This is a genomic window from Leifsonia sp. 10L418 (assembly GCF_056395445.1).
The window spans coordinates 617362-633541 of the sequence record NZ_JBFTJN010000001.1; the positions used below are offsets into that span (position 1 = coordinate 617362).

The 16180-nt window shown below is 66.3% G+C and carries 13 protein-coding genes; 2 read left to right on the forward strand and 11 right to left on the reverse strand.

Annotated elements, in window-relative coordinates; genetic code table 11:
- Positions 1 to 36 precede the first annotated feature (36 nt).
- From AC1DCF_RS02850 to AC1DCF_RS02890, 9 genes are all read right to left on the reverse strand, one after another.
- A complete protein-coding gene (locus tag AC1DCF_RS02850) occupies positions 37 to 957 on the reverse strand; it encodes an HpcH/HpaI aldolase/citrate lyase family protein (protein ID WP_477209687.1) in 921 nt (306 codons plus the stop codon).
- Positions 954 to 2162: a CaiB/BaiF CoA transferase family protein gene (locus AC1DCF_RS02855; protein ID WP_477209688.1), complete on the reverse strand. Its 1209-nt coding sequence runs from the start codon at positions 2160 to 2162 to the stop codon at positions 954 to 956. The genes AC1DCF_RS02850 and AC1DCF_RS02855 overlap by 4 nt, the downstream gene beginning before the upstream one ends.
- Positions 2155 to 4215, reverse strand: coding sequence for an SUMF1/EgtB/PvdO family nonheme iron enzyme (locus AC1DCF_RS02860; RefSeq protein WP_477209689.1), 2061 nt, complete (start codon positions 4213 to 4215; stop codon positions 2155 to 2157). The genes AC1DCF_RS02855 and AC1DCF_RS02860 overlap by 8 nt, the downstream gene beginning before the upstream one ends.
- The gene (locus tag AC1DCF_RS02865) at positions 4212 to 5579 is read right to left on the reverse strand and encodes an ADP-ribosylglycohydrolase family protein (protein ID WP_477209690.1); all 1368 of its coding nucleotides are present in this window, start codon (positions 5577 to 5579) and stop codon (positions 4212 to 4214) included. The genes AC1DCF_RS02860 and AC1DCF_RS02865 overlap by 4 nt, the downstream gene beginning before the upstream one ends.
- Positions 5579 to 6760 carry an ADP-ribosylglycohydrolase family protein gene (locus AC1DCF_RS02870; RefSeq protein ID WP_477209691.1) on the reverse strand — a complete coding sequence of 394 codons (1182 nt, stop codon included), beginning with the start codon at positions 6758 to 6760 and terminating at the stop codon, positions 5579 to 5581. Before AC1DCF_RS02870 ends, AC1DCF_RS02865 begins: the two co-directional genes overlap by 1 nt.
- Before the next feature lie 165 nt (positions 6761 to 6925).
- Positions 6926 to 8221 (reverse strand): ABC transporter substrate-binding protein, encoded by a 1296-nt coding sequence (locus AC1DCF_RS02875; protein ID WP_477209692.1) that lies wholly within the window; start codon positions 8219 to 8221, stop codon positions 6926 to 6928.
- 75 nt (positions 8222 to 8296) lie between these two features.
- Positions 8297 to 9142 (reverse strand): carbohydrate ABC transporter permease, encoded by an 846-nt coding sequence (locus AC1DCF_RS02880; protein ID WP_441791060.1) that lies wholly within the window; start codon positions 9140 to 9142, stop codon positions 8297 to 8299.
- 29 nt (positions 9143 to 9171) lie between these two features.
- Positions 9172 to 10143, reverse strand: a complete 972-nt coding sequence (locus AC1DCF_RS02885; protein WP_477209693.1) for a carbohydrate ABC transporter permease — start codon at positions 10141 to 10143, stop codon at positions 9172 to 9174.
- Positions 10140 to 11201 (reverse strand): LacI family DNA-binding transcriptional regulator, encoded by a 1062-nt coding sequence (locus AC1DCF_RS02890; RefSeq protein WP_477209694.1) that lies wholly within the window; start codon positions 11199 to 11201, stop codon positions 10140 to 10142. The genes AC1DCF_RS02885 and AC1DCF_RS02890 overlap by 4 nt, the downstream gene beginning before the upstream one ends.
- A 232-nt stretch (positions 11202 to 11433) precedes the next feature.
- On the opposite strand from AC1DCF_RS02890, the gene AC1DCF_RS02895 reads away from it, so the two are divergent.
- Both AC1DCF_RS02895 and AC1DCF_RS02900 read left to right on the forward strand, forming a co-directional pair.
- Positions 11434 to 12060 carry a type II toxin-antitoxin system Phd/YefM family antitoxin gene (locus tag AC1DCF_RS02895; protein WP_477209695.1) on the forward strand — a complete coding sequence of 209 codons (627 nt, stop codon included), beginning with the start codon at positions 11434 to 11436 and terminating at the stop codon, positions 12058 to 12060.
- A gap of 56 nt (positions 12061 to 12116) precedes the next feature.
- A complete protein-coding gene (locus AC1DCF_RS02900) occupies positions 12117 to 13604 on the forward strand; it encodes a SulP family inorganic anion transporter (protein WP_477209696.1) in 1488 nt (495 codons plus the stop codon).
- Positions 13605 to 13640: 36 nt separating this feature from the next.
- Here AC1DCF_RS02900 and AC1DCF_RS02905 read toward each other — a convergent pair whose 3' ends face one another.
- Positions 13641 to 15008: a M18 family aminopeptidase gene (locus AC1DCF_RS02905; RefSeq protein WP_477209697.1), complete on the reverse strand. Its 1368-nt coding sequence runs from the start codon at positions 15006 to 15008 to the stop codon at positions 13641 to 13643.
- An 81-nt stretch (positions 15009 to 15089) separates the two neighbouring features.
- Entirely contained in the window at positions 15090 to 16160 is a 1071-nt protein-coding gene (locus tag AC1DCF_RS02910; RefSeq protein ID WP_477209698.1) for a M15 family metallopeptidase, read from the reverse strand.
- Positions 16161 to 16180 lie beyond the last annotated feature (20 nt).

The following is a 16180-nucleotide window of genomic DNA, read 5'->3' on the forward strand; positions in this document are numbered from 1 at the left end:
TCGGGGTTTCGTCAGGTCGAGCTGGTTGTGGGGTGGTCAGTTGAGGGTGGGCGAACTCGGGCTCGGCGAGGCGTCGAACCGTGTCGCGAGCCCGAGGATCGAGCGGGCCCGGCCGAGCATGGCCGGGTCGACCATCTCCCCGCTGGCCAAGGTCGAGACTCCGCCGTCCTGAATCGAAGCCACGACCGCCGTCGCCCAGGCCACGGCGTCACTGCCCGGACGAAAGACGTCGGCGATCACCGCCAATTGGGTCGGGTGCACGGCGGTTCGACCGACCCAGCCGAGCGCACGCCCGCGCTCGGTGTCGGCGCGCAGCGCCTCAACATTGCGGATGTCGGTGAACGCCGAGAGCATCGGGGCGGGCAACCCTGCGGCCCGCGCCGCAAACAGGACCCGAACCCGGGCGTAGTCCATGGCCGCAGGGTCCGCCGTTCCGAGATCACTCGCCAGATCGGATTCCCCGAGCGCCAACCGAACGACGGCCTTGTGCTGCGCGATGAGCTGGGCGTTCTCGACGCCGCGCGCGGTCTCGATCAGTGCGGCAAGGGGGCGGCCGGGAGCGAGCGCGACGACAGCATCGAGGTCTTCGGCGGTCTCGACCTTGGAAACGCGCAGTTCGAACGAAGCCCGCACCGGGGCAAGCGCGGTCAGGTCGGCTCGAAAATCGGCACCGTGATCGTCGCCGTTGTGTGCGTTGATCCGCACCTGAATCACCGGTCCGGTCGTACTCTGGCCGCGCGCACTCAGCCACCGCACCACGGCGACACGGGCGGTCGCCTTCTGATCGGGGGCGACGGCATCCTCAAGATCGAGAATCACGAGATCGGCGCCCGTCGCGACGGCCTTGTCGAAGCGGTCGGGCCGGTCCCCTGGCACATACAGCCCGGTCACGAGCGTCGAACAGTCTGGCCCGCTCGGTTCGGTCGTCGCGGCCGCAGTGAATCCCTGCTCGGTCATACGATCCCCCGTTCACGGAGCGCCTCAAGCTGGGCCTGACTCACGCCGATCTCGTCGAGCACGGCAGCGGTGTCTTGGCCGTGCCGACGGCCCGCCCAGCGGATACCTCCCGGCGTGCCGGAGAGGCGGAACAGCACGTTCTGCATTTTCAGCGGTCCCAACTCGTCATCCTCCACACTCTGCACAGTGCCGAGGGCGGCATACTGCGGGTCGGTCAGGATTCCGCGCACGTCGTACACGGGCGCAACGGCGGCCTGGGCTTGCTCAAAAGCCTCAAGCACCTCCGTCGTCGGGCGCTTCCGAATCCATGAGGAGACGGCGTCGTCGAGAATGTCGGAGTGCAGCGCGCGCTCATGCCCCGACGCGAACCAGGGTTCGGTCACGAGTTCGGGGCGCCCCACCAGATGCATGACACGTTCGGCGATCGACTGGGAGCTGGTCGACACGGCAACCCACTCGTCGTCGGCGGTGAGGTAGACGTTGCGCGGTGCGTTGTTAACCGACCGGTTCCCGGTTCGTTGCTGCACCGTCCCGAGCTGATCGAAGGCCGTGATCTGGCCACCGAGCAGCATCAGAATGGGTTCGATGATGGCCATGTCGACGACCTGGCCAATGCCCGTTCCCTGTTCGACGCCGCGCAGCGCGACCATGATCGCATAGCTCGTGGCCAACGCCGCGATCCCGTCGGCGAGACCGAACGGCGGCAGAGTGGGCGGGCCGTCTGGCTCACCGGTCAGCGCCGCAAATCCGCTCATAGCCTCAGCGAGACTCCCGAATCCCGGGCGGGCGGAGTACGGGCCGAACTGACCGAACGCGGTCACCCTGGCGATCACCAGACGCGGGTTCACCGCGTGCAACGCGGCCGGGCTGAGTCCCCAACGCTCCAGCGTGCCGGGCCGAAAGTTCTCGACGAGTACATCGGCATCCGCGACAAGCTTGAGCAGCAGTGCTGCACCGTCCGGCGCACCGAGGTTGATCGTGACGGTGCGCTTGTTGCGCCCCAACGTCTTCCACCACAGGTTCACGCCGTCTTTGGTGGGGCCGTGCCCCCGGGCCGCGTCGGGTTTGGCCGGGTGCTCGACCTTGATGACATCGGCACCGAAATCGCCGAGGAACGTCGCCGCCAACGGGCCGGCGAAGAGCGTCGAAACGTCAAGAACACGGATGCCGGTCAGCGGGCCGCCCGATGCCACTGGTTCAGTCATCGGTCGCCTCCGCTCCCGCCGGCGCCAGATCCCACGCCAGCCGGAAACCGATGTTGGAGGATCGTTCGATGCCGAGACCGGCGACCAGCAGCTTGAGGCTGAAGTCCGCGGATTTCGGCCCGCCATCGACATACCAATCGGAGCCGAGCGACTGGTGGTCGCTCCCGCCCTTGAGCATGACGAACCGGGTCACTCCGTCGCTGTGTTCGCTCTCGGTCAGGTTCCACACGACCGGACTCGAACGGTGGAATCCGGGGTCGGCCGCAGCGACCTGCCATTCGAACTCGGTGGGCAGGCGGGCGCCGGCCCAGGCGGCGTAGGCGCGGGCATCGGCCAGGTTGACACGGGTCGCCGGCGCGTCGACCGACGACGCGGCATCCGCCGTGAAGAACCGGTTCGCACTAACCGGGGTGTAGCCGCTGTCGACCAGGAACGCGATGAACTGACCAACGGTCACTTCGTGGCTGGCCACGGCGACGTCGCCGAGGGTGGCCTCGACCGTGTCGAGGCGCGCATCGTGCAGGCGGGGCGGAAGCGGCTTCCACTCCTCCTGATAGGGAGCCCCCTGGTACATGCCGGATTCGCGCCGGCGATGGGCGACGGGCAACACGCGGGTGCCCGCGGCGACGCCGACGGCATCGGCGGGCGGGGTCGCGCTCTCGCTCGGCACGGCGTCGACCCGGTGTGCAAACCGGGCGGGGAACGTCGTATCCGCCTGCGCGGCGCCGGCCAGGGCAGGGTCGGCCAGGTCGGCCGCGGCGACCGCGAGCAGGTCGGCCAGCCAGTCGGGCCGCTCGCCCCGAACCGCCAGGATTCCGGTGACGCCTCGGGCGGGAACCGTGGTGGCCCCATCGGGCAGCGGCTGCCCCGTCGTCACGTCGACGAGGAGGCCATGAATGGCGTTCTGCTGCAGCACCGCCCCGACGTAGTCGGTTGTTTCGCGATTGACGATCGTCCAGAGTGTCAGGTCGCCGAGCTCGAACCGCGACGCGTAGACGCCGGCGGCCAGGGCTTCGGGCCTGGCGTCGGTGAGCGGGGTCCACTCGCCCTCGACCAAGACCGGGTTCAACGCCCGCTGCACGCGCAGCATCCGTCGCAACGTGCCCTTGTCACGCGCGTTCCAGCCGACCCAGACGCCGAAGACGGCGTCCCAGACCAACATCCCCGTGCCGTTCATCCAGGCCGACTGCAGCTCGGCGCTGTGGTCGTGGTTCCACCGGCGGGTGGAGTGCATCATGTGCCGGCGCTCATACCAATGTGCGCGCATGACGCCGGGTGCGTCGCTGTCGGCAAACCACTGGGCCCAGCTCAGCTGATGGTCTTCGATGCGCTGATTGGGAACCCGCGACTCTCCCTCAAGCACCTGCGGGGGCTCGGCGTTCATGAGGGCAGCGATGAGACCCGCGTCCCCCTCTTTCATGGTGTCGAGAAAGACACCGTCGACGCCGAGTTCACCCACGATCAGGGCCAATTCCGCCGGGTCGTCATGCGCCGCTCGGCGGGTGCCGGTGTCCCACGGGTTGTAGTCGATGAAGACTTTGAGGCCGCGGTTCTGAAACTCGGCGATCAGGTCGGCGAGGCCGGGCACATCGCGATAGAAATCGAACTGGTTGCGGTCGTCGATGCCGATGATCGGGTAGGCGTGCCAGAGCACGATGCCGTCGAATCCGCCGTGATCGCCGGTCGACTCCAGGTAGGCGTCAACGGTGAATCGTTGACGGGCGTGATCGAAAAGACGCTCGTCGAACAGCCAGGTCAGTGCGACGCTGTAGCAGGCCCTGGTCCACCGGGAGTGATCGAGTTCGTAGATCGCCCCGCTGTAGTCGAGGCGTTCCCGCGCCGAGTCGCGCCAGGCCTGCATCGCTGCACGCCAGGCGGGCCAGGCGGCCGGGTTGGCGGGGGCGGCAAAGATCTTGGCGATGTCACCGACGGCCGGATCGAGAAGCCCATCGGCCGGCAAAACGGTGGGCAGGTCGATCGACCGGGGCACCAACGGGTTGATCTCGTTGGTGTTCGTCTCGTCGGGGTCGTTGTGGTGCAGCAGCGTGCTCATCGGGTCTCCCCCAGGGCGAGGACGACGGTGCGCTCGGCCAGCTCGTCGAAGGGTGACTCGTTGAATCCCGGAATGCTCGAGGTGAGCGTGTTGCGCAAGGGGTCAATCCAGGTCGGCGGCAGAGCGGATGCCCCGGCCAACGCCCCACAGATCGAGCCGACTGTTGCACCGGTCGAGTCGGTGTCCCACCCTCCCGTTACGGCGAGCGTGATGGCTGTGGCAAAATCGCCACCGCTGCGGGTGAGTGCGAAGGCGAGCAGTGCCGAGTTGTTCAGCACGTGCACCCAGTGCAGCCGACCGTATTCGGCGTAGATCGCATCGAGCGCGGCCTCGGTGTCGAGCGTCGACTCGGCGACGGTGACGCCGAAATGGATGGCTGCGGCATAGCGGCTCTCGGCCGGTACGACGCTCAATCCCGCTTCGATGACCTCGCCGACGCTGCCGGCGACGAGGGCGGCAGAGCAGGCGGCGGCTGCGAACAGTGCGCCGTAGAGGCCGCTCCGTGCGTGGCTGAGTCTGGCGTCGGTGAAGGCCATCGCCGCGGCGCGCCGGGCGGCGCCCGGCGAGACCCAGCCGTAGACATCCGTGCGAATCTGGGCGCCGATCCAGTCCCGGAACGGGTTCTGCACGGCCCCGGCATCGGCCGGCTCGTAGCCGTCGAGCAGGTTGCGGTAGACGATCCGTTCGGCAGTGAAGACGCGTCCGCCGGGAAGATTGGCGAGCCAGGATTGGGCGACATCGTCGGTGGTGAACTCGGTGCCGAGCCGTTCGAGCAGATCGAGCGCGATCAGTGGAAAGTTGAGGTCGTCATCTTCGGGCATGCCGTCGATGTTCTCGACCAGGCTGGTCGGGCGGCTGCGACGATTCCACGGGTAGGCCGCTGCGACGTCCGGGTCGAGACCGATCTCAGTGAAATACGAGGCGACCGGCCAGTTGCCGGTCGATTCGGCGATGGCCCGGATGCCCTCTCGCGAGATCTTCTCCACGGGTTTGCCGAGCAGACAGCCCGAAGCGCGGCCCAGCCAGGCGCCGAGCACGCGGTCGGACAGTTCGTCGGCCGAGACCGCCGGAAAAGTGGGCGACACCGGCGCCAGGGCCAGAATCTCGGCCAACTGCTCTGGTTCGCGAACGCTCAACGCCCGGGGAACCGCGAGCTCGTCAATCTCGCGCAGCAGTGTGCGGGCCAGGGACCGGAGCGGCGGGGTGGCCGGGACCGGTGTCGCGCCGTTGACCGCGGCGACGTCGGTTCCTCCGGCGCTGACCCAGCGCCGGCGGATCTCGCCGACCTCGACCCCGTCGAGGTCGGCGGCGACGAGCGCGTGTGGCAGCAGGTCTTCGGGTTGGGTCCAGCTGAGGCGCAGCACTACTTGGCGCCCGCTGCGACTGCGATGCCAGCCGGTACGGCGGCGGATGCGGCCAGCGCGCCCATCGCGCCGGCGCGGCTGTCGAATCGTCGCTGATCGGCCGCCCAGACATCGCGGGCCACGGCGGCCATGGTCGGGCCTGTCGCGAAGATGTCCATCCGGCTTCCCTCGTTGACGCCGTCGACCCATTCGCGCGGAAGGCTGGCCGTGCCGCCGAGTGCACCGGCGATCGAACCCGCCATCACGGCGATGGAATCGGAGTCACGCCCGTAGTTGATCGAGCCGAGAACTGCTTCCGCATAGTCTCCGCGAGCGGCGACGAGCATGCCGAGCGCGATCGGAAGTTCTTCGATCGACTTGGTGCGGCTCGGAATCCGCGCGTCACGGGCGGGAGCCCGGTAGTTGGGGCCGACCGTGTCGAACGGTTCGACGGCCTTGCGCAGGGTGGCCAGGCCACTTCGCCAGTCGGTGACGGACACGGCGGCCTCGACGACTGCTTCGATTGCGTCGCGTGTGCCGTCTTTGGCGAGGCGCAGGGCGACAGCGATGACCTGGTCTACCGACGAGTCGACGCGCAGGGCTTCGGCCACTGCCGCGGCGTAAACCCCGGCCGCTTCGCGTCCGTAGCTCGATTGATGTGCGCCGGCGACGTCGATCGCTTCGGCGTACGCGCCATCCGGCGATCCGGCATTGACGATTCCGATCGGGGCGACGTACATCGTCGCGCCGCAGTTGACGATGTTTCCGACGCCGGCCTCGCGGGGATCGATGTGGCCGTACTGAAGCCGGGTGACCAGCCATTTCTCGGCCAGGAAGATGCGGTGCAACAGTAGCGATTCGGTCTCGAGCTCCGGGATCCAGCGCTTCTCGCTCGAGAGCAGGGGAACCAGGTGTTCGGCGATGTCGAAGGCGTCGAGGTGATCGCGCACGGTGTCGTAGACCTCGACGAGAACGTTGGTCATCAGGGTGTCATCGGTGATGTGCCCATCGCCCTTGTGGTACGGCGAGATCGGGCGAGCATTCTTCCAATCCGAGAGGAACGGCGGCACGATTCCCGTGATGAATCCGTCGTAGCGTTCCTGGATCGCCTCCGGAGTGTTGCCTTCCGCCGCACCTCCGAGCGCATCGCCAATGGCCGCACCGGCGAGTGCTCCGGTTGCCTTGTCCTCGAGCAGGTCCATCAGATTTCTCCTTGATGCTGTGATGATCGGGTGGTGATGAGTGTGTTGCGGTGATGCGGTGATGCAGTCACGCGATGGTGCGGTGACACTCGAAGCTGGAGTCCGAACCGGGCGACACTCTCGTCTCGCCCGATTCGACATCCTGCTTCGCTGGTTCTGATCCGGCTATCCGCCGATCGAGGTCCAGCCGTCGGTGAGCTGCTTGGCCAGGTCCTCGCTTGAAATGGAGTTCGCGAAGTACTGCTGCAGCCCGGGGGTCGCGTACTGGTCCTTCCACTGCGGGTAGTTCGTGGTCTTCTGGAAGGGAGCGCCGGCGAGGTTCTCACCCGTGGCCAGCATCTCTTTCCATCCGGTCTGACCGGCGGTGGCGGCTTCGAGCTCGGCACGTGCCTCACTCGACGACGGAATCAACCAGTCACCTTCGCCGAGCTTGGCCTGGTTCGAGGCGCCCATGAAGTAGTTGATGAACTTCGCGGACTGCTCGACGTGCTTGCTCTCCGCGGCGACCGACATGGTCTGCGGGTTGGCGGCCTGCACGGTTCCGGCGCTGCCGGCCAGCGCGGGAAGCACCGTCCAGTCGAAGCCGTCCGGTGCCGATTCGGTGATCTGCTGCGCGAGGTAGTTGCCGCCGATGTACATGGCGTACTTTCCGCCCAGGAAGCCGGGAAGAACATCCGACCCGCTCTGCGTCAGGGTGACCGGGTCCATCGAACCGTCGTCGTATGCCATCGCGTGAATGCGGTTGGGCACCTCGAGCTCAGTGGCGCCGACCGTGATCTTCGCGGTGTCGCCGGTGCCGGTGAAGAAGGTGCCGTCGAAGCCGAGTGCGGTGTTCATCACGGCGGCGGTGGGCTGCTTGAGCCCCCAGCCGACGCCGTACTTGCCGTCGGCGGTGAGGCCCTTGGCGGCGGCGGCCAGGTTGTCCCAGGTCAGTTCGTCGCCGGTCGGAACCTCGACGCCCGCTGCAGCAAAAGCATCGGTGTTCGCGAAAACCACATAGGTCTGCAACAGCGTCGGAGCCGCAATGATCTTGTCGTCGTCGGTGGTCACGGTCGACCAGACGTCGTCAGAGACACTCTTCTTGACGTCATCGCTCAGGTACGGGCTCAGGTCGGCGAGATACCCCTGGTTGGCGAACCCGAGGATGTCCGAAGACTCGTCATGAATGACGTCGGGTGCGGTGCCGCCCTGGAACTGGGTGACCAGCTGGTCGTGAACGTTGTCCCAGCTGCCCTGGGTCAGTTTGACCTGGATGTCGGGGTTGTCAGCGTTCCAGGCGTCGACGATGTCCTTCGTCGCGGCAACGGTTGAATCCTGGTAGGCCAGGCTCTGGAAGGTGATCGTCACCGGTCCTTCGGAGGAGCCTCCGGCGGAGCTTCCTCCACCGCTTCCGAATGCGCAACCGGTCAAGACTCCGGCGACCACGATGGCGCCGGTGGCTAGTGCAGCCCGTCTTTTCATTGTCTGTACTCCTTTGTGTCTATGCACTGCGTTGTGTGTATTCACTGCGTGTGACTGCTTTGAGGGTGTCGTGCGCTAACCCTTGACTGCCCCGCTCATCAGGCCGGAGGTGAGCCGGCGTTGAATGAGGGCGAAGAAGACAAGACTGGGGATGGTGGCCAGCAATGCTGCTGCCGCCAACTGGCCGAGCTGAACCTGCCCCTCTGCCCCGACGAATCGGGCGAGCGTGAGCGGCAAGGTCTGCAACTCCGGGTCTTGGATCAGCACGAGGGCGAAGAAGAATTCGTTCCAGCTCGAGATGAAGGTGAACAGGCTGGTGGCAACGAGTCCCGGCGCCAGCAGCGGCAGCACGATCGTGCGGAGGATCAGCAGCCGGGAGCCGCCGTCCATGGCCCCGGCCTCTTCGAGTTCGACCGGGATTCCGGCCACATAGCCCTGCAGCATCCAGAGCGCGAACGGCAACGACCAGACCGTGTAGACCAGGATCAGCCCGAGCAGGTTGTTGACCAGGCCGATCTGCTTGAGCACCAGGAACAACGGGATGATGATCAGGATGAAGGGGAAGACCTGACTGAGCAGAATCCAGCCGGTGGCGATCCCCCGCATCTTGGTGCGGAACCGCGCCAGGGCGTAGGCCGCCGGCAGCGAGATGATGGTGACGATGATCGTGGTCGTCACGGCAACGATGAGACTGTTGCCGGCCGCCTGCACCAGGTTCGCCTTCTCGATGGCCGCGAAGAAGTTGTCGAAATTGAGACTGTTCGGCAAGAACGTCGGGTTCGGGGACTGCAATTCCTGCGGCGTTTTGAACGCCGTCGAAAGCAGGAAGAGCAGCGGGAAGCCCAAGAAGATGATGTAGGCGACGAGGGCCACGTATTGCAGCGGGCGGCCGATGCGACGGCCTGCCGCGCTGGAGGGCATTCTGGTTGGTTTCGTAGACACGGCCTGGGTCATGACAGACGACTCCTTGCCTGGCTGCGGAGATAGACGAAGAGGAAGACAGCGATCACGATGACCATGACGTTGCCCATTGCCGCCGCGTAGCCGAAGTTGCCGTAGCGGAACGCCTCGTTGTAGGCGAACAGCATCGGCAGCATGGTTTGCCCACCGGGACCGCCCGCGGTCAACACGAAGACGAGTGCGAACGAGTTGAAGTTCCAAATCAGGTCGAGCGTGGTGATCGCCACGATGATGGGCCGGAGCGCGGGAAGGGTGACATGCCAGAAGCGCTGCCAGACACCGGCCCCGTCGATCGACGCTGCTTCATGCAGTTCGGCCGGCACGTTTTGCAGTCCGGCCAGCAGAGTGATCGTCGTCTGCGGCATTCCGGCCCAGACACCGACGATGATGACGGCGGGAAGGGCGGTCGAGAAGTCGCCCAGCCAGTTGGTGTCGCCCGGAAGCCCGAGCGCACGGAGTGTTTCGTTGATGGGACCCGAGTTCGGGTTGAGCATGAGCCGCCACATGATCGCAATGACAACCGGGGGCATCGCCCACGGAACCAACGCCAGGGTGCGGGCCAGCCAGCGCAGCTTCAGGTCGAGGTTGAGCAGCAGCGCGAGTCCGAGTGAGGCGAGGAACTGCAAGATGGTGACGCCAAATGCCCAGATCAGCCCGATCCGGAACGAGTTCCAGAACAGTTCGTTGCCGGCCAAACGCACGTAGTTGTCGACCCCGTTGAACGAGGTGACGACGCCGAGGCCGGCTTTGGCATCGGTGAACCCGAGAAGGATGCCCTGCACCAGCGGGTACACGCTGAACAAGACGACCGGGATCATTGCGGGAAGCACGAGCAGCCACGCTTCACGACCACCCTGGCCCGGTGCGCCGCTCGCGCGCTTACGCTTACGCTTCGGCTTCTCGGTGAGGTCGATTGGCCGGGAATCCACCGGTCTCGGCGGCGAAGTCAATGTCGACGTCATGCGTCAACACCTCCCTCTCTGCCGGGGCCGGTCGGTGATGCGGTACCGGAAGCCACGACGGAGGACTCGCGGATGGTGAGCTTGGGTTCGATGACGATTTGTTTGATCGGGGCGTCGGGCTCGGTGAGGCGTCGGATCAGCAACTTGGCCGCTGTGCGCGCACGCTTGACCGAGCCCAGGTTGACACTCGTGATCGATGGGGTGGTGAGTTCCGCGATGTCGGTGTCATCCATGCCGACAAGCGCCACGTCATCGGGAACAGAGAATCCCCGACGCGTCAGCACCTTGAGTGCCGCCACGGCGAGCAGGTCATTTGCGCAGACAATTGCGTCGGGGGTCGCCTGGTCGAGAAGTGTTTCGGTGGCGACGAGGCCGGCCTTGAAGGTGAAGTCATCGGCATTGACCTGGAGGTCTCCGTGCATCGCGACGCCCCGCTTCGTCATCGCGATGGTGTAGCCGCTGAGTCGTGCGGCTCCCGGCACCGTGTCGACGGGGCCGTTGATGAAGGCGATGCGCTGGCGACCCTGCTTGGCCAGATGCTTGATCGCCAGGCCCATGCCGGCTGCCGAGTCGGCGCGCACACTGTCGAGTTCGACGCCGTCGGGAAGCGAACCGATCACGACGATGGGCAGGCGGCTCGAACGCAGGTGGCTGATCAGCGCGTCGGTGACACGGAGCGGGCTGAGAATGAGACCGTCAGCGAACCCGCGGTTCAGACTCGTCAGCAGCGTGATTTGGTCGTCGGGATCGCTGCCGGTCGATGACACGACGAGTCGGTAGCCGGCGTCGGCGACCACCCGGGAGACTTCGTGCATCATCGCCACATAGACCGGGTTTCCGACGTCAGCGACAGCCAACGCGATCTGCTCGGTCTTGCCGACCTTGAGCGAGCGCGCCGTCGCATCCGGCACGTAGCCCAGCTCATCGGCAGCCTGCCGCACACGGTCAGTGACGGCGGCGGATGCAGGCAGCCCGTTCAGAACTCGAGAGACAGAGGCGATCGACACCCCCGCACGCTCGGCCACGAGTACGAGCGTGGACTTCCTTGTCTCGGCCATCTGGCTCCCATGCAACGGTGAAGGGGGGTGTCATGTCTGTAAACGTTTACGAGAACGTTTACAGCGACTATAGGGTGCGCACGTGCGTCGGTGCAACTCGCAGCGCAACTCGTAGTGCAACTCGCCACGGAACGTCACTCGAGAACGCGCCGATCTAGCGCGCGTTGCAGTGGAGGCGTAGCGTCGAAGAAAGCATCGCCACGGGCATCCGTCAATGGAGAGGGGTTCCGACATGCAATACCTCGACGATCCAGACCAACTTCCGGCACTTCCGGACCCCGGCCCGCGCGACGGGCGACATGGGGTCGATCGCGACGACGAGTACGACCCCTTTCCGGTGAACTCGGGATTGCACGGCGCAGCCACTGCGTTGGTGATTCCGATCGACGAAGCGAAGCGACATGTCTCGGTACTGATCGCACGCGCCGAATCAGGCCAGGAGGTCGTTGTGACGCGGCACGGGATCGCGATCGCCCGGATGGTGCCACCTCGGCGCCGCGGCTCTCGTACGCGCCGGCCGGCGACACCGCTGGCCGAAGACCTCGCCTGGCGGAACACGCTGCTGCAACCGGGCGCGTCCCCGTCGAAGCCTGCCTCCGCACCGAGAATCGCCTCGGTCACCCGCGTCGAGAGCCTCGCCATCGCCGAAGGCGCCGTCGTGGTCGGCGAGATCGTCGTCGATGCCAACGGCACATTGCGCGCCCTCGTTCTCGACGATCTCGATCAACTGCCTGCCCTGCCCGACCCCGGGCCGCGTGACGGCCGGCACGGTGTCGACCGTGAAACTGAAGCGAGTGAAACCTTGCGGCGTCCTCCCCGTCGGCCATCGAAGAGATCAACTCCGAGCAGCACCGGCTGACCTCACACCCGTCGCGAGCACCGCCCCCGGGCGCGTGGAGCACCTACAGTTGCACAGTGCCCCAACACCCCGGCAAATCGCATGCCTCCCCCACCGTTCGTGCCACGCTGCGCAACCCGAAACTGCTCAGCGTCGAAGTTCTCGCCGGAGTTGTCACCACGCTGGCGCTGATTCCCGAGGTGATCTCGTTCTCGGTGATCGCCGGCGTCGACCCCAAGGTCAGCCTGATCGCATCCGTTGTCTTGGCGATCTCAATGTCGATTCTCGGCGGCCGGCCCGCCATGATCACCGCGGCGGCCGGTGCGGTCGCCCTGGTCGTCGCGCCGCTGGTGAAGGAGCAGGGCGTCGAGTACCTCCTGCCCGCCGTGGTGCTGGCGGGTCTGGTGCAGATTCTGTTCGGGGTGACCGGCCTCGCGCGGCTGATGCGATTCATCCCCCGGTCGGTGATGATCGGCTTCGTCAATGCTCTCGGCATTCTGATCTTCGTCGCTCAGGTGCCGCATCTGCTCGGCGTGCCCTGGTTGGTCTATCCGCTCTTCGTCGTGACCGTCGTGATCGTGCTCTTTCTGCCGCGCCTGACTACGGCGGTGCCCGCTCCGCTCGTCGCCATCGTCGTCGTCACGGCGATCACGATGGTCGCCCACCTGTCGGTGCCGACAGTCAGCGATCAGGGAGATGTCTCCGGTGGCTTGCCCGGCATCACGCCGCTGCTGGTTCCGCTGAACTTGGAGACGCTCGGCATCATCTGGCCGACAGCCCTGAGCGTCGCCTTCGTCGGCCTGATCGAAACCCTGCTCACCGCAAAACTCGTCGACGGGCTGACCAACACCACCTCGCCGAAGAGCCGGGAGTCCTGGGCGCTCGGTATCGCGAACATTCTCGCCGGGATGTATGGCGGAATCGCCGGCTGTGCCATGATCGGCCAAACACTCGTCAACGTGAAACTCGGCCGGGCCCGCACCCGCGTGTCGACATTCGTCGCCGGAGCCTTCCTCCTGCTGCTGGTCACCGCGCTCAGCGAGGTGATGGGAAAGATCCCGATGGTAGCCCTGGCCGCGGTCATGATGATCGTCGCGCTCACCACCATCAACTGGCACAGCATCGCCCCATCAACTCTGAAACGGATGCCGCTGTCAGAGACGATCGTCATGCTCACGACCGTCGCCGTGGTCGTTGCCAGCCACAACCTTGCCCTGGGCGTGGCGGCGGGCGCGGTGCTCGCAATGGTGCTCTTCGCCCGACGCGTGTCGCATGTGGTGACGGTGGAGCGCACCCTTGCCGCCGACGAGCGTTCGGTGGCGTACGTCGTCACCGGGCCGCTCTTCTTCGGCAGCAGCAACGACCTCGTCGAGCAGTTCGACTACGCCGACGACCCGGCATCCGTCGTCGTCGATCTGAGCCGGGCACAGATCTGGGATGCGTCGACCGTCGCCGTGATGGACTCGGTCGAAACCACCTACCGCGGGCGTGGCGCCACCGTCACGTTCACGGGTCTCGACGAGCGCAGCACGGCGTTTCACCGCAAGTTGACCGGAAAACTCTAGGCCGCGCGCGGCGCGACGGCCCGGCGAGCGGCCCGCCTACGCCCCGGCGAAGAAGGCTTCGATCGCCGCCGAGAGCGCAACAGGGTCGTTGACGTGGCAGAGTTCCCGTGCCGAGTGCATCGAGAGCAGCGGCACCCCGACGTCCAGTGTGCGGATACCGAGACGGGTTGCCGTCAGCGGACCGATCGTGCTCCCGCACGGCACCGTGTTGTTCGACACAAACTCCTGCGACGCCACGCCGGCCTGCTCGCAGGCGCGGGTCCACAGGGCCGAGCCGACGGCATCCGTCGCATAGCGCTGATTCGCGTTGATCTTCAGCAGCGGCCCTCCCCCGGCAACCGGCTGGTTGGCCGGGTCATGGCGCTCGGAATAGTTCGGGTGCACAGAGTGCCCGGCATCGGCCGAGAGACACCACGATGAGGCATACGCCTGCAGCTGTTCCGACGGGGTTGCGCCGAGAGCGCCGCTGATGCGGGTGAGGATGTCGGCCAGCAGCGGTCCGCTGGCTCCGGAGCGCGACTCAGAGCCGAGTTCCTCATGGTCGAACGCGGCGAGCACGCTGATCTGCCCGCCCGCCGGCGCGTTGGGGGCGCCTTCCTCGCGCGCGGCCTCGGCCAGCAGCGCCACCATCCCGGCGTGCACGCTCGTCAGATTGTCCATACGCCCGGCGGCGAACAACGCGTTGTCCCGGCCGAACCGTGTCGGCCGTGCGGTGTCGGCGGTCAGGATGTCGTACCCCGTGACATCCTCCGCGGCCACCCCGGCGAGCGCCGCCAGATGTCCGACGAGATCGGCGGCGGTGCCTCCGCCCACCCCGAACACCGGCGTCAGGTGCCGCTGCCGGTCGAGTTTCAGACCGTCATTGACTTCCCGGTCCAGGTGGATGGCCAACTGCGGGATGCGCAGATACGGCCCGGTGCGCACCAGGTGCGATTCTCCGTCGCGGGTGACGAGACGCCCGGCGAGCTCGAGTTCGCGGTCGAGCCACGAGTTCAGCAGGGGCCCGCCGTACACCTCGACGCCGGCCTGCAGCCAACCGTGGCTTTCGATCGTCGGCTTCGGCTTGAGTTTGAAGCCGGGCGAGTCGGTGTGTGCACCCAGGATTCGAAACGGTGTCGTCGCTGTGCTTCCGTTCGGCTGAATCCAGGCGATGATTGCGCCGTCGCGCACGACGTAGCGGCGACCGGCGCCGGCTTGCCAGGCCGCTGATTCATCGAGACGGGTGAAGCCGGCGTCATCGAGTCGCCGCGCCACCTCCTCCGCTGCGTGATACGACGACGGCGATGCCGTGATGAATGCGGCGAGGTCGTCGATGTATTGATCGACCCGGTCAGCGGCCGCCGCAGCTGTGGTGGCGGCAGAGTGGTCGGTGAGATCGGCAGCGCAGTCAGTCGAGGCATCCATGCCCTCAATCCAACCACTCGGCGCGGAGGGCGGTGCGCACGCGGGTTCACGCCCGCCAGTAAGTGCACCCGGTCGGTGTGCTCAGTAGGTGGGCGCGGAAGGCAGTTCGAAGAATTCCTCGAGGGTCGACACTCCGGTGGAGTGAAGCTCGGTGCTCAGGTCGGTACCGACGTAGCGAAAGTGCCACGGTTCGAATTCATACCCCGTCACGGCCACCTTGTCGGCCGGGTAACGCAGCAGATACCCGAAGCGCCAGGCGTTGGCGGCCAACCACTGCCCCTCAGCGGTGTCGGCGAAGCAGACGTTGAAACGGCAGGCGCCGCTCTCCGCACCGATGTCGATCGTCAAGCCGGTCTGGTGTTCGCTCGTCCCCGGTCGTGCCGTGCTGAGATCTGCGGCTGCGACTCCCGCCGATTTGACCTCGCTGGTGTACACCTCGACCTGGGAGGCGTACGACCGGAATGCACTGTTCGACTCCAGGCTGAGCCCCGCTTCGCTGGTCGCCGCAGCGAACATCGCCTCGACCGCGGTTGCGGCGTCGGCCCGCAGCAGGGGCGCCCAGGTGTGCGGCACTTTCACGGCGACGAGATCAGGCGGAGTGAAGTCGACCGGAACGATGGGGCGCTGCTTGTTGACCACGATCCACGGGCTTTCCGGGTCGTCGAGTGAGTGGGCGGCGCGGTCGAACCCATTCACCGGATGCGCCGTGGCCGTGGGTTCGACAATCGCGCCGGCGCCAGGGGCGGGCGTCGAGCCGTCGCCGGCGACGAGGAGATTGCCGATGACGACGCCCAGCACTACGACAACAATCAGAGCGAGCGACGCCCCGACGATGATGCGATTGCGTCGCACCCGTGCCGAGAGTGTCGGCTCAGCTCGAATGACGGCCTCGGGGACCGGAATCGCTGGGTCAGGCTTCTCAGCCTCCGAGAACAGAGCCTCGGCCCGGGAGAACTCGGAGTCTGCGAAGTCAGCATCAGCGACCGTGGAGTCAGCGAATTCGGAGTCAGCGGTCGCAGATTCCGACGACTCCCCCTCAGCACGAACAGCGTCAGTCGCCGGAGATTCGAGGGTCTCAGGCTCAGAGTTCTCGCCGTTCTCAAAGCGAGAAATCTCCATGCGAGGAATCTCGGGGCGAGTCGGCGAAGTCATCGGTTCGAGCCTACCGACGC

Bases quoted from the DNA above. Each gene is read 5' to 3' on its own strand.
- AC1DCF_RS02850 (WP_477209687.1), bottom strand. From the start codon at position 957: ATGACCGAGCAGGGATTCACTGCGGCCGCGACGACCGAACCGAGCGGG.
- AC1DCF_RS02855 (WP_477209688.1), bottom strand. From the start codon at position 2,162: ATGACTGAACCAGTGGCATCGGGCGGCCCGCTGACCGGCATCCGTGTT.
- AC1DCF_RS02860 (WP_477209689.1), bottom strand. From the start codon at position 4,215: ATGAGCACGCTGCTGCACCACAACGACCCCGACGAGACGAACACCAAC.
- AC1DCF_RS02870 (WP_477209691.1), bottom strand. From the start codon at position 6,760: ATGGACCTGCTCGAGGACAAGGCAACCGGAGCACTCGCCGGTGCGGCC.
- AC1DCF_RS02875 (WP_477209692.1), bottom strand. From the start codon at position 8,221: ATGAAAAGACGGGCTGCACTAGCCACCGGCGCCATCGTGGTCGCCGGA.
- AC1DCF_RS02880 (WP_441791060.1), bottom strand. From the start codon at position 9,142: ATGCCCTCCAGCGCGGCAGGCCGTCGCATCGGCCGCCCGCTGCAATAC.
- AC1DCF_RS02885 (WP_477209693.1), bottom strand. From the start codon at position 10,143: ATGACGTCGACATTGACTTCGCCGCCGAGACCGGTGGATTCCCGGCCA.
- AC1DCF_RS02890 (WP_477209694.1), bottom strand. From the start codon at position 11,201: ATGGCCGAGACAAGGAAGTCCACGCTCGTACTCGTGGCCGAGCGTGCG.
- AC1DCF_RS02895 (WP_477209695.1), top strand. From the start codon at position 11,434: ATGCAATACCTCGACGATCCAGACCAACTTCCGGCACTTCCGGACCCC.
- AC1DCF_RS02905 (WP_477209697.1), bottom strand. From the start codon at position 15,008: ATGGATGCCTCGACTGACTGCGCTGCCGATCTCACCGACCACTCTGCC.
- AC1DCF_RS02910 (WP_477209698.1), bottom strand. From the start codon at position 16,160: ATGACTTCGCCGACTCGCCCCGAGATTCCTCGCATGGAGATTTCTCGC.